The following is a 23,816-nucleotide window of genomic DNA, read 5'->3' as shown; positions in this document are numbered from 1 at the left end:
CGTCAGTTGCCGTTCATGATCTCGTCCATCTCCGCGGCGGCGTCGGTGAGCGCCTGCTCGACCGTCTTCTGCCCGGAGAGGATCGCCTGCATGGCGGTGTTGGTGGTCTTCTTCGCCTGGACGGCGCCGAAGGTCGGGGTCACGGGAACCGTGCCGCCGCCCTCGACCATCTGCTGCGCGAACGGCTGCACGAGCGGGTCGTCGGAGGCGATCGCGTCGTCGAGGAGCGAGGTCTGGCCGGGGAAGTAGCCCGACTGCTCGCCCCACTTCTCGGCGAACTCACCCGTGGTCATGAGCTCGATGAAGGCCCACGCGAGGTCCTTGTTCTCGGCCGTCTCGAACATCGAGAGGTGCGAGCCGCCGAGCACCGACGGGGCGATGCCGCCGTCCTTGCCGGGGATCGGGGTGGCGGCGAACTTGCCCTCCATCTCGGCGTTCTTCTCGACGATCGCGGCGGGCGTCCACGAGCCCATGAGGGCCATGGCGATGTTGCCCTGCGCGAAGTTGTCGAGCACGTCGGTCTCCTTCCACGTGGTCGCACCGGCCGACGAGAAGCCGTGCTCGGTCGCGAGGCCCGTGTAGAAGCCGATGCCCTCCTGCGACTCGGGGCTGGCCATGCCGGAGACCCACTCGTCGCCCTCGAGCGTCGAGACCTCGCCGCCCGCGCCCCAGACCCAGGGGTAGACGCCGAACTCGGCGTCGCCGGGAACGGCGAAGGGCATCATGTCGGGGTGCGCGGCCTTGATCTTGTCACCGGCGGCGACGATCTCGTCCCACGTGGTCGGCGCCTCGATGCCGAGCTCCTCGAAGATGTCGGCGCGGTAGACGAGCGAGCGGACGCCCGCGTACCAGGGCATGCCGTAGAGCTCGTCGTCGTAGGTGCCCGCCGTGACGAGACCCTCGACGAGGTCGTCGCCGAGGCCCGCCTCGTCGACGTAGTCGCCGATCGGGGCGAGGGCGCCGGCGTCGGCGAACTCGGCCGTCCAGGTCGTGCCGGTCTCGGCGACGTCGGGCGTCGTGCCACCGGCGATCGACGTGACGAAGCGGTCGTGGGCGTCGGCCCACTGCACGAACTCGACGTCGAGCTTCGCCCCGGTCTTCTCGGTGAAGGCGTCGCCGACCTCGTCGAAGTAGGCCTCCGAGTCGGGGTTGGTGCCCTCCATGATCCAGACGGTGAGGGTCTGGCCCTCGGCATTCGTGGCACCGTCGCCGGAGCCGTCGCCCGAGCCGCTGGAACACGCGGTCAGGCCGAGCGCGGCGGCGAGGCCGAGCGCGGCGATCGGGAGGAAGCGCTTGTTCATCGGTTGGTCTCCTCGTTGAAACTGGTCGTGGGCACGCGTGATGCCCTGCTGGTGGTGGGCCCGAGGGCCCGGATGTGATGCTGTGGACGTAGGGTGATCCGGCATCCGCAACAGTCGATGACTCTGGAAGTAGTATTCGGGAATGGCGCCAGTTTTGCAAGAAACTTCCGAACGCTTGGAAGTCGTGCTGGGTATCGACATCGGCGGCACGGGCAGTCGGGCCGCGGTCGAGCCGCTCGACGGCGCCTTCGGCGAGGGCCGCGTGCTGATCGACGGGCCGCCCGTCTCGGTGTCGGGCGACGGGAGTTCGGCGCTCTCGGTCGCGCGTGAACTCATCGAGCGGGCGCGGGGGGCGGCGGCGGGTCATGCTGCGGGTGCGGGTACGGGTTCGGGTGCGGGTGCGGGCGACGCGCCGGGCGCAACCGCACCACGGATCGCGGCCGTCGCGATCGGCGCGACCGGGCTCGCCTCGCTCGTCGCGAACCCGGTGACCTCGATCGCGGCGCTGTCGGATGCCGCCGGCGGCGCGCCGGTCGCGCTCGCGATCGACGCGCTCACCGCCCACCTCGGCGCCCTCGGCGGCGCCCCGGGCGCGGTCGTCGCCGTCGGCACGGGCGCGATCGCGCTCGGCACCGACCTGCGCGAGATCTGGCGACGCGTCGGCGGATGGGGGCACCTCTACGACGACCGCGGCTCGGCCGCCTGGATCGGCATCGAGGGCCTCAAGGCGGCGATCATGGCGCACGACGGTCTCGACCGGGGTGCCTCCGCGCTGCTGTCGGCCGCGGAGTCCCGTTTCGGCCCCGCCCCGACCTGGCCGGGTCAGCTCTACACGCGCGACGATCGCGGTGCGGTGCTCGCGGGCTTCGCGGCGGACGTCTCAGGGCTCGCCGAACTCGGCGACGCGGTATCCGTTCGCATCATGTCGACGGCCGGAACCCTCGTGGCCGAAACCCTCGTCGCGGCGCTCGACCCGGCGCTGCCGCGCCGAGCCGCCGGGGTCGGCGGGGTCTTCGCGTCGGGCAAGGCGTTCACCGAGGCGTTCCGCGCGGCGTTCGCGCGGCTCGCGCCCGACGCGTCGCTCGTCACCCCGGCTGGGGCGCCGCTCGACGGATCCGTGCGGCTCGCGCGGCTCGTGGCGATCGGCGGGGTGCGCGAGGGGCATCCGCCGTTCCTCTGGCGGTGACGGCGCCCGGCAGGGGGCGGCCCCGAGGCGCCGGGTGCGACCATGGTGATACCGAGTTCCCTGCATGTTGCAGGACTATTCGGCGAGCAGTCGCGCATGCGACCCTGCCGGCCGGCTCATCCTGTACGTCGGTCTCTCCCGGCCAGTTCGACGGCCGAGCCGACCATACGAACCACAGGATGCGCCCGGAGCACAGGAGAATCGGACGTTCTCCCGCGGATACGGCCTTCGTTGTCGAAGGTTCCTGCCCGAGCGGTGCCTCCCCCGCCGGGCGGCGGGCCCGCGGTGACCGCGGTGACCGCGACGCGCGGTTATGGGGTCAGCAGCCGGGGCCCGACGGGTTGGCCCGGCAGTCCCCGTTGGTGAGCACCGTGTCGACCTCGCCGACGAGCACCGGTACGGGATCTCCGGCGACCGCGAGCACTCCCGCGATCGGCTGCCAGCCCGACCCGCCGAACCGGTACTCGGCCGACAGCACCACTTCGAGCGTCACGGTGTACTCGCCGCGCTCGGCGTAGACGTGGCTCGTGCCGGTCGGGGTGAACTCGGCGACGCCGAGGTCGGTCCAGCTCGCTCCGGGAGAGGCGCTCTCGACCACGGCACCGTCGCTGTGCGACCAGCGGTATCCGACCGGCGTGAAACGCACCTCGGCCGTGCGCCCGAGCAGGGCGCCCGAGACAACCTCGGACGAGGCCTCAGCGACGAAGTTCGCCGGGACGCCAACGACCGCCCAGCCGTTCGGCTCCATCACGCTCACCGGCGGAGTCGGACGGAACGACGCGATGTCTCGCAGCGTCACCACCACCGGGCCGCCGGGCCTTGGCGGAGTCGGCGGCGGTGCGGGCTCGTTCAGGCGCGAGCAGTCGCCTTCGAAGTTCGCTCCGCACAGCTGCTGCCAATTGTCGCCCGACCACACGTCGCCTTGACCCGGAGGGCCGAGGTCGACGATGGGCTCACCTGAGCCATCGCCTCCCCCGCTGTTGCCGTCACCCTCGCGAACGTCGTTTCCTTGTTCCCGACGCTCAACGAGCCCATTGAGGTCCACCCCGGAGTCGCCAATTTCACCATCTACGTCGGGGCAGCCGAACTCCGCCATTGCACCCGAACATGCCCCGGGCTGATCCGTCGCAACCGCTGGGGACGGCGTCGGCGCGAGAAGTAGACCAACTGCTAGCGCTAGCAGAAGTTTTCGCCGGACCACCGGGTCACCTCATCAACCAACAGTGTCTGAGAGCCCGGCGCATCCGAGACAAAGAAGCCCTGCGAGGGCACTCGTTCCTCGCGTCCTTCAGGAGTTACATCTGCGCCGGTCTTGTCGAGCACCCGTGCGTCCGAGAGATCCCGACAAAAGTAGATCGACACGGTGGCGAGCCCATCTCGCTCAGCGTTGCTCACGAGAGAGACGGAATCGACCGTTGCGACCCCGGACGATCTCAATCCTGCTTCGGCGATCGCGACGAATTCGTCTCGGAGTTGTGGTGCGTAACGCGCAGTCACGACGGCGTCGATGCGCTCGGGATCGGCCCCTCCATCGTTGATGATCGAATCAGACACCTTGTCGTACGCCTCATACGCCTTCACCGCGGCGGCGAGCGCCTCCTCGTCCGACGCGAAGATCGGCTCGGCGCTCGCGGTCGGCGTGGGCGACGGCTTCGGACCGGGCCCGGGCGAGCACGCGCTCAGCCCGAAGACCAGCACGCCCGCAAGCCCGGCCGCGGCGAGCGCGGTGGCAATCGGGCGTGAGATCGACATGGCGACCACCATAGGCGAGGAGCTTCGGAGGTGAGCCGGTTATCCACAGGCGGCACGGTGCTCGACCGACCGACTTTCGGCGCTCCTCGACCCACCGGCTTCCGCCGCTACTCGACCGATGAGCGCGAAGCAACCGGTGGCGGCCGCCCGCCGGCGGGCGCAAGATGAGCGCATGCGCAGGATCACCGTCACGAACCACGTCTCACTCGACGGCGTGATGCAGGCACCGGCGAGCCCCGACGAAGACCGGCGCGGTCACTTCCCCTACGGCGGATGGGCCGTGCCCGACAGCGACGACACGCTCGCCTCCGAGATGTCGGCCGGGATGGGCGAAGGCGGCGCGATGCTCTTCGGCCACCGCACGTACGACAACATGGCCGCGTTCTGGCCGTACCAGACCGACGGCAACCCGTTCACGACGTTCCTCAACGCCGCCGACAAGTACGTCGTCTCGCGCGACCCGCACACGCGGCTCTCGTGGCAGAACTCCCGGCTGCTCGTCGGCAACGCCGCCGACACCGTCGCCGAACTCAAGCAGACCGACGGCGACGACCTCGGCATCCTCGGCAGCGGTGAACTGGTGCGCTCACTCGCAGCGGCGGGGCTCATCGACGAGTACGTGCTGATCATCCATCCGCTCGTGCTCGGCACCGGCGAGCGCATGTTCGGCGACACGCACCAACGACTCGAGCTCACCCGGAGCGTCACGACGCCGAAGGGGGTCATCGTCGCGTACTACCGCCCGGTGTGAGGGGGATGCCTCGGGTTTCGAGGCGGTCGCGGCAAGGTTTCGGCACGCATCGTCGCTCCGCGCCGGCGCCACTCGACCGACGGGATCACGCGCGGGCGACGAGCGCCACGAGGTCGACACCGGCGGGCAGCACGCCGTACTGCCATCCGCCCTCGCCGCCGAGCCGCGTGCGCACGAACGCGTCGGCGACTGGCTCGGGCGCGAAGCGCACGAGCAGCGAGGCCTGCAGCACGAGCGCGAGCCGCTCGGTCAGCTCCCGGGCGCGCAGCGCCGCCGAGCCCGCACCGGCGGCATCGCTCGCGAGCGCCGCGCCGAGCGAGTGCACGAGCGCCTGCGCCTCGGCGAGCGCGACGTCGAACGTCCCCGACGAGCCGGCCGCCAGCCCGACCTCGGCGAAGAACGCCTCGAACGCCTCGGGCTCGCGGGCGAGCACGCGCAGCACGTCGAGCGCGATGACGTTGCCCGACCCCTCCCAGATCGCGAGCAGCGGCTGCTCGCGATAGCGACGCGCGAGAGGGAACGCCTCGGTGTACCCGTTGCCGCCGAGGCACTCGAGGGCCTCTGCCGCGTGGCCGGCCCCGCGCTTGCACACCCAGTACTTCGCCACGGCCGTCGCCAGGCGCCGGAAGGCCGGCTCCGAGCCGCTCGCCCCGGTGGGCGCCGTCGGCTCGCTGTCGTCGTAGGCGCGTGCCAACCGCATCGCCGTCCACGTCGCCGCCTCCGACTCGAGGGCGAGGTCGGCGATCACCGCTGTCATCGCCGGCTGGTCGACGAGCCGCGCCCCGAACGCCGCGCGGTGCCTCACGTGCCACGCCGCCTCGGCGACCGCCTGCCGCATGCCCGCCGCCGTGCCGATGACGCAGTCGAGCCGCGTGCGCGTCACCATCTGCACGATCGTCGCGACGCCGCGACCCTCGTCGCCGACGAGCCACGCGGTCGTGCCGTCGAGCTCGATCTCGCTCGACGCGTTCGAGCGGTTGCCGAGCTTGTCCTTCAGCCGCTGGATGCGGAACACGTTGCGCGATCCGTCGGGCAGCACGCGCGGCACGAAGAAGCAGCTCAGTCCGTGCGGCGCCTGCGCGAGCACGAAGAACGCGTCGCTCATCGGTGCGCTGCAGAACCACTTGTGGCCGGTCAGCGAGTACTCGGCGCCCCACTCGGGTGCGAGCCCCGCGCCCGTGCGCCGCTCGGCCCGGGTCGTGTTGGCGCGCACGTCCGAGCCGCCCTGCTTCTCGGTCATCGCCATGCCCATGAGCGCCGACGCCTTCGACGTGCCGCCGAGGGCCGGGTCGTACGCGCGGCTCAGCAGGCGAGGCATCCAGTGACCCGAGAGACCGGATGCCGCGAGCCGGAGCGTCGGCACCGCGGCATGCGTCATCGACACGGGGCAGGCGTGGCCGGGCTCGACCTGCGCGAAGAGGGGAAGGCCGCGGCCCGATCGACGTTCGCGCCGGGGCCGGGCTCGGCGACCGCCCCGGTGTGCGCGCCCGCGCCGACGGCCGCCGCGATCACCCGGTGGTACGCGTCGTCGTACTCGACCTCGTCGATGCGGCGGCCCCACCGGTCGTGGGTGCGCAGCACGGGCGGGTGCGTGTTCGCGCGCTCGGCGTCGCGCTGGAAGGCGGCGGAGCCGACGTGCCGGCCGATCTCGGAGAGGTCGGTGCCGCCACCACGCTCGCGCATCGACCCGCCCGCGGCTCCCGCGGAGACATCCCGCCCCCATCTCGCGACCGCCTCGACGAGCGCGATGTTCGTCGCGTACTCGTCGACCGCCTCGCGCGGCGGAACCTGGTTCTGCACCTCGTGCGTCCGTGTCATCGTCGACCTCCACCGTCATTCTGGTCGCTCGGGCGCGGTTTCGAGACGTCGCTTCGCTCCTGCTCAACCCGCTGGTCGCGCCGGATTTCGCCCTCGGTGAACGGAGTGGGTCGGATGCCCCGGTCCGCTTGCGTCCCGGGTGAGCGCGTGTTTTGCTGTAACGCTGCAATGTCGGACGGGGGTGCGACGATGCAGCCGGGCACACGGGTCATCAGCCCTGCCCGCGGTCGTGCGCGCACGAACCCGCCGTGACCGAGGCCAACGCCGTTCGCGATTCCTGGAGATCACATGCTCGGAAGACTCCTGTTCAGATACCTGAGGCCGTACTGGCCTCTCCTACTCGGCGTGCTGGCCTTCCAGATCGTCGCCGCCTACGCCAACTTCCAACTTCCGACGCTCAACGCGCAGATCATCGACGACGGCGTCGCCAAGGGCGACACCGACGTGATCTGGCAGTCGGGCGCCGTCATGCTCGGCATGTCGCTCCTGCAGATCGTCACCCAGCTGGTCGCGACGTGGTTCGCCGCGATGGCCGCGATGAAGCTCGGCCGCGACATCCGCGACGACGTCTTCGAGCGCGTGTCGGGCTTCTCCGAGCGCGAGGTGTCGACCTTCGGCCCCGGCTCGCTCATCACCCGCAACACGAACGACGTGCAGCAGGTGCAGATGCTCGCCATGATGGGCGCGACGTTCCTCGTCGCCGCCCCGATCATGGCGTTCTACGGCATCTACAAGGCGCTGTCGGTCGACGTCGGGCTGAGCTGGATCATCGCGGTCGCGGTGCCCACGCTCCTCATCGTCGCGGGCCTCATCATCTGGCGCATGGTGCCGCTGTTCCGTTCGTACCAGGTGAAGCTCGACGGCGTGAACCGCATCATGCGCGAGCAGCTCACGGGCATCCGCGTCGTGCGCGCCTTCGTGCGCGAAGACATCGAGGAGGCGCGCTTCCGCGAGGCGAACACCGACATCATGGTCGTCGGCCGCAAGGTCGGCTCGCTCTTCGTGCTGATGTTCCCGCTCGTCATGCTCGTGCTCAACGTCACGCTCGTCGGCGTGATCTGGTTCGGCGCGATCGAGGTCGACGAGGGCAACACCGAGATCGGCGTCCTGTTCGCCTTCATGCAGTACGTCATGCTCATCCTGATGGGCGTCATGATGGCGAGCTTCATCACGATCATGATCCCGCGCGCCGCGGTGTCGGCCGAGCGGATCGGCGCCGTGCTCGACGTCAAGTCGACGCTCGCACGGCCCGCGAACCCGGTGACCGTGTTCCCGACGCCTGGCACCGTCGAGTTCCGCGGCACGGGCTTCACGTACCCGGGCGCCGAGCACCCCGTGCTCAGCGGCATCACCGTGAAGGCCGAGCCCGGCGAGACGCTCGCGATCGTCGGCTCGACGGGTGCGGGCAAGACGACGCTCGTGTCGTTGCTGCCGCGCCTGTTCGACACGACCGAGGGCAGCGTGCTCGTGAACGGCGTCGACGTGCGCGACGCCGACCTCGACCTCGTGTGGAAGAGCATCGGCCTCGTGCCGCAGCGGCCGTTCCTCTTCACCGGCACGGTCGCATCGAACCTGCGGTTCGGCCGCGAAGACGCCACCGACGAAGAACTGTGGCACGCGCTCGAGATCGCGCAGGGCCGCGACTTCGTCGAGGAGATGGAGGGCCAGCTCGACGCGAAGATCGCGCAGGGCGGCACCAACGTCTCGGGGGGCCAGCGCCAGCGGCTCGCGATCGCGCGGGCGATCGTGCACCAGCCCGACATCCTCGTCTTCGACGACTCGTTCTCGGCGCTCGACCTGACGACCGACGCGAGACTCAGGCAGGCGCTCTGGCGCGAACTGCCCGGCGTGACCAAGGTCGTCGTGGCGCAGCGCGTCTCGACGATCACCGACGCCGACCGCATCGTCGTGCTCGACGACGGCGTCGCCGTGGGCGTCGGCACCCACGAGCAGCTGCTCGAGACGTGCCAGACGTACCGCGAGATCGTCGAATCCCAGCTCGGAGTGGAGGCCGCACGATGACCAGCCCGACCCCGCTGTCAGAAGAAGACCAGCTCGAACTCGAGATGGCCGAACAGGCCCGCATCAGCGCCGACGACTGGAGCGGGGGTGTCGCGCCCGGCAAGGCCGCGAACTTCCGCCAGTCGTTCGGCCGACTGCTCGGCCTGCTGAAGCCGCACGCCTTCGGGTTCACGGTCGCCTCGGTGCTCGGCGCCATCGGCGTCGTGATGACGGTCTGGGCGCCGAAGGTGCTCGCCGAGGCGACGAACCTCATCTTCGAGGGCTTCATCTCGGCGCAGATGCCGCCCGGCGTCACGAAGGAGCAGGTCGTCGACCAGCTCGAGGCCGCCGGCCAGACCGACCAGGCGAACATGGTGCAGGCGATGAACCTCGTGCCCGGCGAGGGCATCGACTTCGTCGCGCTCAGCCAGGTCGTCATCCTCGTGCTGTTCCTCTACATCGCGTCGTCGATCCTCATGTGGATCCAGGGCTACGTCGTGAACGTGATCATGGTGCGCGCGATGTGGAAGCTGCGCGAAGACGTCGAGGCGAAGGTCAACCGGCTGCCGCTCAGCTACTTCGACAAGGTGCAGCGCGGCGAGCTGATCTCGCGAGTCACGAACGACATCGACAACATCACGCAGACGATGCAGCAGTCGCTGTCGAGCGCGCTCACCAACGTGCTCACCGTCATCGGCGTGCTCGTCATGATGTTCTCGATCTCGTGGCAGCTCTCGCTCGTGGCGCTCGTCTCGCTGCCCCTCATGGGCGTGATCTTCGGCGTCATCGGCCCGAAGTCGCAGAAGGCCTTCGGCACCCAGTGGCGCAAGGTCGGCCGGCTCAACGCCCGGGTCGAGGAGTCGTTCTCCGGCCACGCGCTCGTCAAGGTCTACGGTCGCGAGGCGGCGAGCCGCGAGGCGTTCAAGGCCGAGAACCAGGAGCTGTACGAGGCCTCGTTCAAGGCGCAGTTCCTGTCGAACATCATGATGCCCGCGATGACCTTCATCGGAAACCTGCAGTACGTCGGCATCGCCGTGCTCGGCGGCATCATGGTCGCGAGCGGCTCGCTGCGACTCGGCGACGTGCAGGCGTTCATCCAGTACTCGCAGCAGTTCTCGCAGCCCCTGTCGCAGCTCGGCGGCATGGCCGCGGTGGTGCAGTCGGGCACGGCCTCGGCCGAGCGCGTCTTCGAGCTGCTCGACGCCGACGAGCAGGAGGCCGACGCGGCGAACGCCCCGGCTCCGGTCGACGGTGACGGCACGATCGTGTTCGACCACGTCGCGTTCTCGTACCACCCCGACCGCCCGCTCATCAAGGACCTGTCGTTCCGGGTCGAGCCCGGGCAGACGGTCGCGATCGTCGGCCCGACGGGCGCCGGCAAGACGACGCTCGTGAACCTCATCATGCGGTTCTACGAGCTGAACTCTGGGCGCATCCTGCTCAACGGGCAGGACATCGCCGAACTCACCCGGCACGACGTCCGGGCGAAGACCGGCATGGTGCTGCAGGACCCGTGGCTGTTCGCCGGATCGATCCGCGAGAACATCCGCTACGGCCGCGCCGACGCCACCGACGACGAGATCACCGCCGCCGCGCGGGCGACGTACGTCGACCGGTTCGTGCACTCGCTGCCCGACGGGTACGACACCGTGCTCGACGAGGACGCCTCGAACGTGTCGGCGGGTGAGAAGCAGCTCATCACGATCGCGCGCGCGTTCGTGGCGCAGCCGAGCGTGCTCATCCTCGACGAGGCGACGAGCTCGGTCGACACCCGCACCGAGCTGCTGTTGCAGCATGCGATGGCGGCGCTCCGCGAGGGTCGTACCTCGTTCGTGATCGCGCACCGTCTCTCGACGATCCGCGACGCCGACCTCATCCTCGTGATGGAGCACGGCGACATCGTCGAGCAGGGCGACCACGAGCAGCTCATCGCCGCGAAGGGCGCGTACTACCGCCTCTACAACTCGCAGTTCGAGCAGGCCGCATCCGACATCGACGCCGAAGAGGCGCTCGGTGACGGCACGGTCGTGACCTCGGCCGACGCCGAACCCGAGTCCCGCCTGCTGAAGGGCATGGAGGAGGAGATCGTCGAGGCGAGCGAGTAGTCGCACGGTTCGTCACGCGTGAGCGGGTGCCCTTCGGGGCATCCGCTCATCGCGTTTTCGGCCCCGGAGCCGCCGGGGGGAGAATGGATCGGTGACGATCCTCCCCCAGCCCGTGCGCCCGTGGCGGCTCTGGCTGGTCTGGGGCGTCGGCGTCGCCGCCTACGTCGTCTCGGTGACGAACCGCACCTCGCTCGGCGCCGTCGGCTCCGACGCGGCCCTGAGGTTCGACGCGGATGCCTCGACGCTGTCGATGTTCGCGGTCATCCAGCTCTTCGTCTACGGCGGCATGCAGATTCCCGTCGGGCTGCTGCTCGACCGGTTCGGCGCCCGTCCGATCGTCACCGCCGGCATGGTGCTCATGGCGGTCGGCCAGCTCGTCATGGCGGTCTCGACCGACGTCGGCACGGCGATCCTCGCCCGCGTGCTGCTCGGCGCGGGCGATGCGGCCGTCTTCCCGAGCGTGCTGCGCGTCGTGGCGACCTGGTTCCCGCAGCAGCGCGCGCCGCTCGTCGTGCAGATGACCGGCATCGTCGGCCAGACCGGCCAGCTGCTCGCCCTGCTGCCGATGGCGGCGCTGCTGCACGCCACGAGCTGGACGGTCGCATTCGGCAGCCTCGCCGGCCTCGGGGCCCTGTTCGCGGTGCTGACGTTCGCGATCATCCGCAACCACCCGCCGACGAGCGACGCGGATGTCTCGGTCAACACCGAGACCGGGGCGATCGCCGTCGTGCGCTCGTCGGCCGACCTCCGGCAGGGCTTCCGCGAGTCGTGGGGACACCCCGGCACCAGGCTCGCATTCTGGTCGCACTTCACGACGCCGTTCGCGGGCACCGCGTTCGTGATGCTGTGGGGCTTCCCGTTCCTGACGGCGGGCGAAGGGCTCACGCCCGCGATGGCCTCGCTGGTCGTGAGCGCGTTCGTCGTGTTCGGCATGCTCGTCGGGCCCGTCATGGGGGCGCTCTCGAGCCGGCACCCGCTGCGCCGCTCGCGCATGCTCGTGCTGCCGACGATCGCGATCCAGGCGGTGGCGTGGCTCATCGTGATCGTGTGGCCCGGACCGGCGCCGGTCTGGCTGCTGTTCCTGCTCGCGCTCGCGCTCGCGACCGGCGGCCCGGCATCGATGATCGCGTTCGACCACGCTCGCACGCACAATCCGAGCCACCGGCTCAGCACGGCGACGGGCATCGTCAACGGCGGCGGGTTCATCGCGGGCCTCATCGCGATCTTCCTGATCGGCCTCGCGATGGACCTGCAGGGCGCCGGAACGCCCGAGACGTACACGCTCGAGGCGTTCCGCATCGCGTTCCTCACGCAGATGCCGCTCTGGATCCTCGGCTCGGTGTTCATCATCGTCGAGCGCCGGCGCACCCGCGTGCGGATGGGACTCGACGAGCCGCGACCACGGCGGCGCGATCGCGATCGCGATCGCGGCTGAGCTTCGCGCTCGCGGCCGAGCTCGCGACATTCGCTCGACTCATCGCGAGCAATCCTCAGAACCGGGTTGACACGCGCCCGTGGTCACGGGAGGCTATCCCGTAGGGTCCGCAGCGAGCGCCAGAGGCGTGACGTACATGGGGTCGCACGACGATGTCGTCACCATCCGCCCTGGGCCGGAGACGGGCCGAAGGAGTCCGCTCATGGCTGGAAATCGCTCCATACGCAATCGTGCCGTCTTCATCGCCACCGCACTCGCGCTGACGTTCACGATGCTGAGTCCCGTCGGCGCGGGCGCCGCCGAGAACGACGGCGCCCTCGACATGTACACGGCGGAGGTCACCGGCGATCAAGCCGCCGACATCGCCGCGGCCGGCTTCGACGTCGCCAACAGCACGGTGACCGAGTCGGGGGTCAGCATCGACCTGGTGCTCACGCCCGGCGAGGCGAAGGCCCTCAAGGCCCGCGGCCTCGACGTCGCCGTCAAGAAGAACAAGGACGGCAAGTCGGCCCGTCAGCTCGCCGAAGAGCAGGCCGCCGCGGGCTACGACGTGTTCCGGTCGTGGGACGAACCGGGAGGCATCCGCGACGAGCTGTACTCACTCGCGAAGAAGAACCCGAACGTGGTGAAGCTCGAGGTGCTCGGGCACACCTACGAGGGTCGCGAGCTCATCGCCATGAAGGTCACCCAGGCGGCGAAGGCGACGCCCGACGGCGCGCGGCCGGCGGTGCTCTACAGCTCGACCCAGCACGCCCGCGAGTGGATCTCGACCGAGGTCAACCGCCGCCTGCTGCACCACTTCGTCGACGGGTGGAGGAGCGGCGACCAGGAGATCAAGAACCTGCTCAGGCAGAACGAGTTCTGGTTCCTCGTCGTGGCCAACCCCGACGGCTACCAGTACACGTTCGACCACGAGCGGCTGTGGCGCAAGAACCTGCGCGACAACGACGGCGACGGCCAGATCACGCGCGCCGACGGCGTCGACCCCAACCGCAACTACCCCGAGCACTTCGGGTACGACGAGGAGGGGTCGTCGTCGCAGATCTCGAGCGACACGTACCGCGGCCCGTCGGCGGGGTCCGAGCCCGAGACGCAGGCGATGATGGCCCTGCTCGATCGCGCCGACTTCTCGTTCCAGGTCAACTACCACTCCTACGGGCAGTGGCTGCTGTACGCGGAGGGCTGGCAGACCGGCACCCCGACCGCCGACGACCCGATCTACTACGCGCTCTCGGGCAACCTCGACGACCCGGCGATCCCCGACTTCGAGCCGGGACTGTCGTCGGACGTGCTCTACGTGACCAACGGCGAGACGACCGACTTCGCGCACGCCCAGCGGGGCACCCTCGCGTGGACGCCCGAACTCGGCGAGGGCCTCCCGACCGGTGGCGGGTTCGTGTTCCCCGACGACGAGGCGCAGGTCCAGGCCGAGTTCGAGCGCGCGCTGCCGTTCGCGCTCGATGTCGCGAAGTCCGCGGCCGACCCCGACGACCCGGTGTCGCACCTGGGCATCGAGACGAAGCCCTTCTACCTGGAGAGCGACGACACCTACAAGGCGGGCCTGCCGCTTGCGGACTTCACCTTCGAGTACTCGTACGGCGACCCGCAGGAGGTTCGCGTCATCGCCAAGCGGGACCTGGGCGACATCACGCTCAAGTACTCGATCAACGGCGGCGATCCGGTGAGCGCGACGACCGAGGAGTGGACCGGCGGTGATCGCTACGGCGGCAAGACGGCCGTGCACTACCGCATCATGAGCGGCTTCGTCACCGGCACCGAGCCGGGCGACGAGGTCGATGTCTGGTTCGAGGGCGGCAGCGAGACGAGCGACTCGTTCACCTACCGGGCGGTCGAGGAATCGACCGACGACGTGCTGGTCCTCGCGGCCGAGGACTACACGGGCGCCTCGCCCGTGCAGGCGGGCGGACCGAACTACCTCGACTTCTACGAGGAGGCGCTCGAGGCCAACGGCACGGGGTACGACGTCTACGACGTCGATGCGCGCGGCCGCACGGCACCCGATGCCCTCGGAGTGCTCTCGCACTACGACGCCGTCATCTGGTACACGGGCGACGACATCATCACCCGAGAACCGGGGTGGCCCGGCGGCACCGCCTCGCGGCTGGCGCTCGACAACACGCTCGAAGTGCGCGACTTCCTCAACGAGGGCGGTCAGGTGCTCTACACCGGCAAGTACGCCGGCACGCAGTACGCGGGCACCGATCAGCTGTACGACCCGACCGCGGCGAACGCGCAGTGCCGGACCGCCGGCGGCATCCTTCCCCGGTGCCGGCCGCTCGGCGGGTCGGGCGACGCCACGAACGACACGCTGCAGTACTGGCTCGGCGCCTACCTCGTGGTCGACGACGCCGGCACGACGGACGAGGGCGAACTCCTCGACGTGCTCGGCGTGGACACGCCGTTCACCGGCCTCGACTGGGGCTTCAGCGGCACCGACAGCGCGCCGAACCAGGATCACAGCAACTCGTTCATCACGACGAGCGGCATCCTCGACCCGCAGCAGTACCCGCAGTTCGAGAGCTGGGTCGCGGGCCGCTGGGACCGCACGGGCGGGCCGTTCGAGCCGCACACCGGTGACGCCTACGCGTACTCGCAGATCGCCGACGTGTCGTACAAGCGGCTGACGCGCACGATCGACGTGCCCGCCGACGGCGCCGACCTCTCGTTCTGGACGTCGTACGACACCGAGGCCGACTGGGACCACGTCGCCGTCGAGGCGCACACTCCCGGCGAGGACGACTGGACGACGCTGCCCGAGCTGGGCGGAAGCACGTCGGACAGCGTCGGTGAGAGCTGCCCGGCCGGATGGCGCGAGCTGCACCCGCACCTCGACCACTACCAGACGTACGACGAGGCGGCGAGCACCTGCGAACCGACCGGCACGTCGGGCGTCTGGCAGGCCGCTTCCGGCAACTCCGGCGGCTGGCAGCAGTGGTCGGTCGACCTGGATGCCTTCGCGGGCGGTCAGGTCGAGGTGTCGATCGCGTACATCAGCGACTGGTCGACGCAGGGGCTGGGCGTCTTCGTCGACGACATCGAGGTGTCGACCGGTGAGGGCACGACGTCGTTCGAGGGCGGCGACACCGGTGGCTGGGAGGTCACCGGGCCGCCCGAGGGCAGCGCACCGAATCCGAACGACTTCATCGTCACGACGGCGGCCGGGTTCCCCGAGGCCGCGGTGGTGGCGACGCCGGGGTCGCTCATGACCGGGTTCGGGTTCGAGGGCATCGACGATGCCGGCATCCGGGCCGAGTGGATGGGCCGGGCGCTGGAGCACCTGCTCGACTGACGCCGCCCGGTGGTCGATGGGCGACCGGTATCGAGACCTCGCGACCACCGGTGGCCGAACAGCGGAGCGTACCGAGACCTCGCGAGAGGCCTCGATACGTCGCTGCGCTCCGACCCGACCCCGCCGTGACCCGGCTCAGGCGCCGTAGCGGTAGAAGCCCTCGCCGGTCGCGACGCCGAGCTTGCCCTGGTCGATGTAGCGCTCCTTGATGAGCGCGGCGAACTCCTGCTGCTTCGGCCCGCCCATCATCGAGATGTTGTAGGCCGTCGTGAGCCCGACGATGTCGTAGATCTGGAACGGACCCATCGGTGCGCCGGTGCCGATGCGCCAGGTCGCGTCGATCGCCTCGGGCTCGGCGACGCCGTCGACGAGCAGCTGGCCGGCCGCAGAGAGGAACGGCACGAGCAGCGAGTTGAGCACGTAGCCCGGCTGCTCCTTCTTGATCTCGATCGGCACCATGCCGATGGCCTCGGCGAACTCGACGACCGTGCGGTACACGGCGGGGTCGGTCGCCGGGGTTCCCATGATCTCGGCGGTGTTGTGCGCCCAGATGCGGTTCGCGAAGTGCAGCGCGAGGAACCGGTCGGGGCGGCCGGTCGCGTCGGCGATGGCGCTCGGCAGCAGCGTCGACGAGTTCGTCGCGAAGATCGTGCGCTCGGGGGCGACGGCGGCGAGCTTCTCGTAGGTCGAGCGCTTGATGTCGATGCTCTCGGGCACGGCCTCGATGACGAGGTCGGCGTTCGCGACCGCCTCGCCGAGGTCGGCCGAGAGGGTGATGCGAGAGAGCGCGGCCTGCGCCCTCCCGTCGGCGGCGCCGTCGACGCCCTCCTCGACGTACGTCGCGGCGAGCTTCTCGAAGCGCTGCTTCGCCGCGGCGAGCGCGGCGTCGTCGAGGTCGTAGGCGACGACCTCGAGGCCGCTGTACGCGGTCTGGTACGCGATCTGCGAGCCGAGCACTCCGGTTCCGAGCACGGTCACGTGCTGCACTGCGGTCATGATGATTCCTTCTTCCTGTCGTGCCCTCGTGGGGCCTCGCGCGCCTCAGCCGGCGCGTTCGTCTCGGGGATGCCTCGGCCGGTCGCCGTCGGTCGCGGCGTCGTTGAACCGCGTGAGGTCGGTCGCGAAGCGGGCGACCTCGGCGTCGTTCCAGTCACCGAGGTGACGGTCGACGACACCCTGCAGGAGCGCGATCGCCTCGCGGTACGCGGACCAGCCGGCGTCGGTGAGTTCGAGCGGGCGGCCTCGGCCCGAGGCATCCGCGATCTCGCGCACGACGCCGAGGCGGGTGAGGCCCGCGAGCTGGCGCGACACGGTCGAGCGGTTGAGGCGGAACGCCTCGGCGATGTCGGTCGAGCGGCACTGGGGGTGGTCGACGATGTAGCCGAGGATCGACTGGTCGGTCATGCTCAGGCTGAACTGCGCGGTGCGGGCGTCGGCGACGCCGCGCCGGGTGATGACGATGAGCTCGCGCAGGATCGCTGCGGCGTGCTCGTCGCGGGGTGTGCGCTTCACCATGCCCGGCTCCTTCTGTTGTCATATGCAACACTACGCTCGTGCGTTGCATTCCGCAACAGAAAAAGCCGGATGGATGTCGGAGTGCCGAGTCAGCGGGTCGCCGGGGCGCCGGGTCGCCTGCATCCACCGACACCCGTCGGCGGTCGTCCGCTCCCGCGCTCAGCTCAGAAGAGGCGCGCCTGCGCGACGACGGGCGCGCCCTCGAGCTCGAGCAGGAACCTCTTGCGCTCGAGGCCGCCGGCGTAGCCCGTGAGCGATCCGTCGGCGCCGACCACCCGGTGGCACGGCACGATGATGCTGAGCGGATTGCGCCCGACGGCGCCCCCGACCCGCCGGGCGAGGTTGCGATCGCCGAGGCGCTCGGCGAGCTCGCCGTAGGTCACCGTCGTGCCGAGCGGGATGCCGCGGAGCATGCCCCAGACGGCGTGCTGGAACTCGTCGCCGTCGGGCGCGGTCGGCAGGTCGAACTCGGTGCGGGCGCCGGTGAGGTACTCGTCGAGCTCGACGCCGAGCCGTGCGATGAGCGCGTCGTCGCGCGCGGACACCTCGACGCCGATCGTGCCCGCGGTCGGCGGATGCCAGTGCCCCGGGAAGTAGATGCCCGCGAGCGCGTCGCCGTCGGCGACGACGAGCAGCTCGCCGAGCGCCGTCGTCAGCGTGGCGTGGCGTCGGGTCATGTCTCCATCCTCACCCCGTTCGAGGTCGGCGGTGCTCGATCCGGCGGCGGGAATCGGACTTCGTCCCGGCCGGCGCAGGGCTTCGCGCCGAAGAGCCGAGCCCACGGTGTCGGCCGGTCGCCGTACGATGACCGCATGCGCGACCCTCGCCCCGCGACCGGAATGCGCGTCGCCTTCACCGCCGAGATCTACGAGTGGGCGTCGCGTCGCAACTGGTTCTTCGTCGACGTTCCGCCCGAGCCGAGCGCCGACATCTCCGACCGGCCGCGGATGCCTCGGGGGTTCAACTCCGCTCGCGTGACGGCGACGGTCGGCGGCACGACGTGGAGCACGTCGATCTTCCCCTCGGGCGACACGTACGCCCTGCCGCTGAAGCGCGCGGTGCTCGAGGCCGAGCAGATCGGCGAGGGCGATGTGATCGAGGTGCGCCTGACCGTGCACGACGGCTGAGGCCCGCGGTCGTCCTTCAACCGGCTGCGCCGACGGTGCGCGCGTTCACCTCGTCGCGCCACGCGACGAGCTCGCGGATGGGCCCGAGATCCCAACCGGTCTCGGCTTCGAGGCCGACCGTGAAGAGTCGCGTTCCGACCACGTGGAGCGCCTCGGCATGGCCGGCGTAGTCGTCGAGGTCCTCGGCGTAGCGACCGGGCCTCGGCGAGACGCCGGCGCTGCGCTCGATGTCGGCCGGGTCACGGCCGATCCGGCGGCACCAGTCGTCGAGCACCGCGTGCTTGTGCGCGATCGTCTCGGCGTCGCCGAAGCCGTGCCAGATGTCGGCGTGCTCCGCGACGATGCGCAGCGTGACCTGCTCGCCGCCGCCGCCGATGAGCACGGGGATCGCTCGAGTGGGCGGCGGGTTGAGCTTCGACCACCGCTCGCGGATGAGCGGCAGGTCGGCCCGCAGCCTGCGCAGCCGATCGGGCGCGGTGCCGAACTCGTACCCGTACTCCTCGTAGTCGCGCTCGAACCAGCCCGCTCCGATGCCGAGGACGACCCGACCCGGACCGCCGTCGCGTGCGCTGATGTGATCGACCGTACGGGCCATGTCGGCGAGCAGCTGCGGGTTTCGGTAGCCGGTGGACGAGACGAGCACGCCGAGTTCGACGCGCTCGGTCACCTCGGCGAAGGCCGCGAGCAGCGACCACGCCTCGAGGTGCGCGCCGTCGGGGTCGCCGCTGAGCGGGAAGAAGTGGTCCCACCCGAGCACGACGTCGGCACCGGCCTCCTCGGCGGCCACGACCGCGGCCCGGAGCTCGGCGTAGCTCGCGTGCTGCGGCTTCACCTGCACGGCGATGCGGGCGGGGCGGTCGGGGCGGGGCACGTGCAGCGCGACTGGCACGTCGCGCGTGCCAGTCGGCGCGATGCCGGCTTCGGCTTCAGTCATGCTCGCGAGCCTACGACGATTGCCGCGGCATCCCCATCGTGATACCGTCCCCGGTGATCGTGATCGAGACAGGAGGTGAGACCCATGAACGCAGTATCAGTGGGCGCTCCCCTGCAGTCCACGATCCGCGACTGAGGTAGTCGCCGCCGGGAGCGCCGAACAGGCAATTCGCGAAAGGCGACTCCCATGCACACCACACCTTCTTCTCTCTCCCGACAGCCCGTCGACGCCACCGGGCGCGTGCCCGCCTCGGGCGCCCGAGCCCTCGTCCTCGGCGGCGGCGGTTCGACCGGCAACGCCTGGCTCATCGGCGTCGTCGCGGGCCTCGCCGACGCCGGCGTCGACGTGACCGCACCCGACGTGACCATCGGCACGTCCGCCGGATCCACCGCGGCGGCCCAGCTGGCCGGCGCGAGCCCGGCCGACCTGTACGCCGCGATCGTCGAGGCGGCACCGCCGCAGCCCGCCCCGACCGCAGGCCAGGCTTGGGCGGGTACGACGCACGGATCCGGTCCCGGGCTCCGGCCGGCCGGCCGACCGGTCGACCACCTCGCACGGACCGGCGCGATCATCGCCGCTGCCACCGACGCCGACGACATGCGCCGGAAGATGGGCGTCTCCGCCCTCGAACTGGACGCCTCGTCGGACGACGCCCAGCAGGCGCGCTGGCGGGCCACCGTCGCCTCGCGCTTTCCGAGCTCGGACTGGCCGCTGCGAACGGTGCTCCTCACCGCGGTCGACGCCGAGACCGGCGAACCGGTCGTCTTCGATCGCGACAGCGGGGTCGACCTGGTCGACGCCGTCGCCGCGAGCTGCGCGGGCGGGTTCGCCTACCGGATCGACGGTCACCCGTACATCGACGGCGGCTACCGCACGAACGCCGAGAACGCCGACCTCGCGACCGGGTACGAGCGGGTGCTCGTGCTGTCGCCGTTCGGCGGCAGGACCAGGCTGCCGCTCGAGTGGCGGCTCCAGCTCGCCGACCAGGTCGATGCGCTCCGCGCCGGCGGCAGCCACGTCGAGACGATCTTCCCGACGAGCGAGGATGCGCACCTGTTCGACAACGCGATGAACGTCGCCCTGCGGCCGGCCGCCGCGCGGGCCGGATTCGAGCGGGGCGGCGCGGTCGCCGCGCGCATCGCGGAGTTCTGGGACTGACCCCTCGGCGGTCGGCCCCGCACCGGGGCCGGCCGCCGCGTGGTCTCGATACAGCGCTGCGCGCCTACTCGACCGACCGGGCGGCGCTGGGCGCCTACTCGACCGACGCCTCCGCCACCGGTGTGCGCCGCAGGCGCAGCGTCACGACCTGGAACGGTCGCAGGTCGAACTCCCACGCACGCGAGCCGGCCTCGGCGAGCGCGACGCCGACCCCGGCTCCCGTGCCCGCGGTGCCCGCGAGCGGGCGTTCGAGCAGGTCGGTCGACTCGGCTCGGGCGTCGAAGGATGCCTCGAGCCGCGCCCGAGCGCGGGCCCCGTGCGCCTCGTAGGCGCGCACGACGACGTCGCCCGAGCCGTCTTCGGCGAGCTTCACCGCCTCGACCACGGCGCCCGTCACGCGCACGAGCGGGTCGATCGCCGAGGCATCCACACCGGTGAAGGTGCGCAGCGGCAGGTTGAGGCGGTAGCCCTCGACGATCGCCTGGGGAATGCCCGCACCGGGCGCGATCGAGACGCGCATGCGGTGCGCGCCCTGGTCGGCCTCGGGGTCGGGGAACTGCGGGGCGCGCAGCAGCGAGAGCCGCACGGTCGTGACGGTCGCACCGGGGCGCGAGACATCGGCGGCGCGCTGGGTGTCGTGGCCGTACGTCGCGTCGTTCGCGATCGCGACGCCGTAGCCCGGCTCGCCGACGTGCACCCAGCGGTGGGCGACGGTCTCGAAGCGGGCCGAGTCCCACGAGGTGTTCGCGTGGGTCGGCCGATGGATGTGCCCGAACTGGATCTCGCTCGTCGCCCGGTCGGCGTGCACGTCGAGCGGGAACGCGAGCTTCAGGAGCTTCTGCCGCTCGTGCCAGTCGACCTCGAACTCGACCTCGAGCGCGCGGTCGTCGGCGCCGAGCGAGACCGTCTCGACGAGGCTCGATGCCCCGAACCGGCGCACGATGCGCACCGAGACCCGCTCGTCGCCGGGTGCTCGAGGAGGCGCGTCGCCGCCGTCTCGAGACCCGAACACCTCGACCGACTCCGCCTCGCGCAGCTCGACGACGTTGCGGGCGTAGTGGGCGTCGATGTCCCACGCGTCCCACTGGTTGGGGGTGTCGCGGAAGAGCTGCAGCAGCTTCGCCGAACGACCGGGCGCGATCGCCTCGCGACCGAGGCGGCCGTCGGGTTCGCGGTGGCGGAGGGAGACGAGCAGTCCGTCGGCGTCGAGCACCGCCTCGAGATGGGCGTTCGCGAGGGTGATGCGCCCGTCGCCGGTCGAGTCGGCGCGCAGCGCCAGATCGAGGGCCGCTCCGCCGGCGGCGTGGTCTCGGTGCGCTCCTTCGTCGCTCGATCGACGCGTCCCACCCAGCGCCGGCACGCCCGACACGTCGTAGGGTCCGGCGTTCAGGCGAAGCGTCCCGTCGCCCGACCCGGCGAGCGCGCGCACCGAGCGCTCGATGATCGCCTCGAGCACCTCGGCGACCTCCGCGTAGCGGCGCTCGGCCTCGCGGTGCACCCACGCGATCGACGACCCGGGAAGGATGTCGTGGAACTGCTGCAGCAGCACCGTGTGCCAGGCGTCGTCGAGCTCGTCGACCGGATAGGGCACGGCGCCGCGCACGGCCGCCGTCGCCGCCCACAGCTCGGCCTCGCGCAGCAGGTGCTCGCTGCGGCGGTTGCCGCGCTTCGTGCGCGCCTGCGACGTGTACGTGCCCCGGTGGAACTCGAGGTACAGCTCGCCCGACCACACCGGCGGGTGCGGGTACTCCGACTCGGCGGTCTCGAAGAACCGCCGCGGCGACGAGAGCGTCACGCGGGGCGAGCCCTCGAGATCGGCTGTGCGGTAGGCCGCGGCGATCATCTCGCGGGTCGGCCCGCCGCCGCCGTCGCCCCACCCGAACGGCACGAGCGAGGTGTTCGCCGTGCCCTTCTCGGCGTACTGGCGTTCGGCCCGGGCGAGCTCCTCGCCCGACAGCTCTGAGTTGTACGTGTCGACCGGCGGGAAGTGCGTGAACACCTCGGTGCCGTCGATGCCCTGCCACCGGAACGTGTGATGCGGGAAGCGGTTCGTCTCGTTCCACGAGATCTTCTGCGTGAGGAACCACCGCGACCCCGCCGCACGCACGAGCTGCGGCAGCGCCGCCGAATAGCCGAACGAGTCGGGCAGCCACACCTCGAGCGGCTCGACGCCGAACTCCTCGATGAAGAAGCGCTTGCCCGCGACGAACTGGCGCGCGAGCGCCTCGCCGCCCGGCAGGTTCGTGTCGGACTCGACCCACATGCCGCCGACCGGCACGAACGACCCCTCGGCGATGCGGGCCCGCACCCGCTCGAACACCTGCGGGTACTGCTGCTTCAGCCACGCGTACTGCTGCGCCGACGACGCCGCGAACACGAGGCCCGGGTGCTCCTCGATGAGCGCGTCGACGTTCGAGAAGGTGCGCGCGACCTTGCGCACCGTCTCACGGGTCGGCCAGAACCACGCGCTGTCGATGTGCGCGTGCCCGACGGCGTGCAGGCGGTGCGAGCTCGCCCAGGCGGGCGCCGCCAGCACGGGCGCGAGGATGCTCCGCCCGAGCGCCGCGGTGCCGGCGATGTCGTCGGGGTCCATCTCGTCGATCATGCGCTCGAGCGCTCGCACGATCTGGGCGCGGCGCGGCGACGCCTCGGGCAGTTGCGCCTCGAGGCCGCGGAGGGTCCAGACGTCCTGCACGAGCTCCCAGACGGTGACGTCGCGGAGCGCGAGGTCGACGTCGCCGAGCACGTAGATCGGGTCGTCGCCCGCCGTCTCCCACTCGCCGCGGGGCGTCGGGGCGAACGACCAGTTCTGGCTGATGTCGGGGTTCGACGCCGCCTCGAGGTACACGGTGGTCGCCGGTCGAGGAGCGCCCGGCGAAGCGGTACGCGTATCGAGACCCCCGGGCCCCGTGGTCTCGATGCGGCGCTGCGCGCCGACTCGACCGGCAGAACCGGCGATCAGCTCGAGCGGCACCGCCCGGTTGCGCGGCTCGACCGCCTTCACGATCGTGCCGTCGGTGCGCCACACGAGCGCCTCGGCCTGGAACCCGGGCGCGACCCCGATGAACCCGAGGTCGACCACGAGCTCCCAGTGAGCCTCCGATGTTCGAGCGGGGAGCGCAGCGACCGTTTCGATGCCCTGCGACGGGGTCTCGATTCGCTCCGCTCCTCGAGCACCGGGTACCTCCGGCAGCGTGACCCTGAACCACGTCGTGCCCCACGCGCGCCCCCACGCGTCGCCGGGGGCGACGGGAGCGAACTGCTGTGCGACGGCCTCGGCGAACGGCACCGGTTCGCCCGGCGCCTCCCAGCGCTCGAGTCGCGCGGGCACCCGCTCGCGGTAGATCGCGGGTTCGAGGCGCTCGCGCACGAAGCGGGCGATGCGGGTCTCGACCAGGGCGGAATCGTCGTGCATGCGGGCTC

At 70.9% G+C, this 23,816-nt stretch carries 17 protein-coding genes and 1 pseudogene; 8 read left to right on the top strand and 10 right to left on the bottom strand.

The genetic code is table 11. The features are described from left to right. Nucleotides 1-2 precede the first annotated feature (2 nt). On the bottom strand, nucleotides 3-1,301 hold the full coding sequence (locus tag PX701_RS02230; RefSeq protein WP_231429934.1) for a sugar ABC transporter substrate-binding protein: 1,299 nt from the start codon (nucleotides 1,299-1,301) through the stop codon (nucleotides 3-5). A gap of 184 nt (nucleotides 1,302-1,485) precedes the next feature. On the opposite strand from PX701_RS02230, the gene PX701_RS02225 reads away from it, so the two are divergent. Continuing rightward, nucleotides 1,486-2,487: an N-acetylglucosamine kinase gene (locus tag PX701_RS02225; protein ID WP_275505579.1), complete on the top strand. Its 1,002-nt coding sequence runs from the start codon at nucleotides 1,486-1,488 to the stop codon at nucleotides 2,485-2,487. A 319-nt stretch (nucleotides 2,488-2,806) separates the two neighbouring features. Here the strand turns inward: PX701_RS02225 and PX701_RS02220 are convergent, their stop codons facing one another. Together PX701_RS02220 and PX701_RS02215 are read right to left on the bottom strand one after the other, a co-directional pair. After that, a complete protein-coding gene (locus PX701_RS02220; protein WP_275505358.1) occupies nucleotides 2,807-3,583 on the bottom strand; it encodes a PKD domain-containing protein in 777 nt (258 codons plus the stop codon). Between the two features lie 80 nt (nucleotides 3,584-3,663). Then, a complete protein-coding gene (locus PX701_RS02215; RefSeq protein WP_275505357.1) occupies nucleotides 3,664-4,239 on the bottom strand; it encodes a hypothetical protein in 576 nt (191 codons plus the stop codon). Between the two features lie 172 nt (nucleotides 4,240-4,411). On the opposite strand from PX701_RS02215, the gene PX701_RS02210 reads away from it, so the two are divergent. After that, nucleotides 4,412-4,990, top strand: coding sequence for a dihydrofolate reductase family protein (locus PX701_RS02210; protein ID WP_231429931.1), 579 nt, complete (start codon nucleotides 4,412-4,414; stop codon nucleotides 4,988-4,990). An 85-nt stretch (nucleotides 4,991-5,075) separates the two neighbouring features. Here the strand turns inward: PX701_RS02210 and PX701_RS02205 are convergent, their stop codons facing one another. Beyond that, on the bottom strand, nucleotides 5,076-6,230 hold the full coding sequence (locus PX701_RS02205; RefSeq protein WP_338029105.1) for an acyl-CoA dehydrogenase family protein: 1,155 nt from the start codon (nucleotides 6,228-6,230) through the stop codon (nucleotides 5,076-5,078). Nucleotides 6,231-6,335: 105 nt separating this feature from the next. Continuing rightward, nucleotides 6,336-6,808, bottom strand: a pseudogene (locus PX701_RS18535) (DNA alkylation response protein); the annotation flags it as partial. Nucleotides 6,809-7,096: 288 nt separating this feature from the next. On the opposite strand from PX701_RS18535, the gene PX701_RS02200 reads away from it, so the two are divergent. The 4 genes from PX701_RS02200 to PX701_RS02185 all read left to right on the top strand — a co-directional run bounded on the left by PX701_RS02200 (nucleotide 7,097) and on the right by PX701_RS02185 (nucleotide 15,659). Next, on the top strand, nucleotides 7,097-8,830 hold the full coding sequence (locus PX701_RS02200; protein WP_231429929.1) for an ABC transporter ATP-binding protein: 1,734 nt from the start codon (nucleotides 7,097-7,099) through the stop codon (nucleotides 8,828-8,830). After that, nucleotides 8,827-10,914 (top strand): ABC transporter ATP-binding protein, encoded by a 2,088-nt coding sequence (locus PX701_RS02195; protein ID WP_275505356.1) that lies wholly within the window; start codon nucleotides 8,827-8,829, stop codon nucleotides 10,912-10,914. Before PX701_RS02200 ends, PX701_RS02195 begins: the two co-directional genes overlap by 4 nt. A gap of 91 nt (nucleotides 10,915-11,005) precedes the next feature. Further along, entirely contained in the window at nucleotides 11,006-12,349 is a 1,344-nt protein-coding gene (locus PX701_RS02190; RefSeq protein ID WP_275505355.1) for an MFS transporter, read from the top strand. A gap of 202 nt (nucleotides 12,350-12,551) precedes the next feature. Continuing rightward, the gene (locus PX701_RS02185; protein WP_275505354.1) at nucleotides 12,552-15,659 is read left to right on the top strand and encodes a M14 family metallopeptidase; all 3,108 of its coding nucleotides are present in this window, start codon (nucleotides 12,552-12,554) and stop codon (nucleotides 15,657-15,659) included. Nucleotides 15,660-15,794: 135 nt separating this feature from the next. On the opposite strand, the gene PX701_RS02180 is transcribed toward PX701_RS02185, so the two are convergent. From PX701_RS02180 to PX701_RS02170, 3 genes are all read right to left on the bottom strand, one after another. Continuing rightward, nucleotides 15,795-16,655, bottom strand: coding sequence for a 3-hydroxyacyl-CoA dehydrogenase (locus tag PX701_RS02180; protein ID WP_231429925.1), 861 nt, complete (start codon nucleotides 16,653-16,655; stop codon nucleotides 15,795-15,797). Nucleotides 16,656-16,700: 45 nt separating this feature from the next. Continuing rightward, nucleotides 16,701-17,174 carry a MarR family winged helix-turn-helix transcriptional regulator gene (locus PX701_RS02175; RefSeq protein ID WP_231429924.1) on the bottom strand — a complete coding sequence of 158 codons (474 nt, stop codon included), beginning with the start codon at nucleotides 17,172-17,174 and terminating at the stop codon, nucleotides 16,701-16,703. Nucleotides 17,175-17,338: 164 nt separating this feature from the next. Further along, nucleotides 17,339-17,851, bottom strand: a complete 513-nt coding sequence (locus tag PX701_RS02170) for a methylated-DNA--[protein]-cysteine S-methyltransferase (RefSeq protein ID WP_231429923.1) — start codon at nucleotides 17,849-17,851, stop codon at nucleotides 17,339-17,341. Between the two features lie 135 nt (nucleotides 17,852-17,986). Here PX701_RS02170 and PX701_RS02165 point away from each other — a divergent pair, with 135 nt between their 5' ends. Beyond that, nucleotides 17,987-18,301: a DUF1905 domain-containing protein gene (locus PX701_RS02165; protein ID WP_275505353.1), complete on the top strand. Its 315-nt coding sequence runs from the start codon at nucleotides 17,987-17,989 to the stop codon at nucleotides 18,299-18,301. Between the two features lie 16 nt (nucleotides 18,302-18,317). On the opposite strand, the gene PX701_RS02160 is transcribed toward PX701_RS02165, so the two are convergent. Further along, nucleotides 18,318-19,235: an LLM class F420-dependent oxidoreductase gene (locus PX701_RS02160; protein WP_275505352.1), complete on the bottom strand. Its 918-nt coding sequence runs from the start codon at nucleotides 19,233-19,235 to the stop codon at nucleotides 18,318-18,320. A gap of 186 nt (nucleotides 19,236-19,421) precedes the next feature. Between PX701_RS02160 and PX701_RS02155 the strand changes: the two genes are divergently transcribed. Then, nucleotides 19,422-20,393 (top strand): patatin-like phospholipase family protein, encoded by a 972-nt coding sequence (locus PX701_RS02155; RefSeq protein WP_275505351.1) that lies wholly within the window; start codon nucleotides 19,422-19,424, stop codon nucleotides 20,391-20,393. Between the two features lie 94 nt (nucleotides 20,394-20,487). Here the strand turns inward: PX701_RS02155 and PX701_RS02150 are convergent, their stop codons facing one another. Next, entirely contained in the window at nucleotides 20,488-23,808 is a 3,321-nt protein-coding gene (locus PX701_RS02150) for a glycoside hydrolase family 38 N-terminal domain-containing protein (RefSeq protein WP_275505350.1), read from the bottom strand. Between the last annotated feature and the right edge of the window lie 8 nt (nucleotides 23,809-23,816).

This window comes from Agromyces chromiiresistens, from assembly GCF_029167465.1.
GTDB classification, from domain to species: domain Bacteria; phylum Actinomycetota; class Actinomycetes; order Actinomycetales; family Microbacteriaceae; genus Agromyces; species Agromyces chromiiresistens.
The sequence above is the reverse complement of the archived record's forward strand: the minus strand, read 5'-3'. Positions and strand labels throughout refer to the sequence as shown.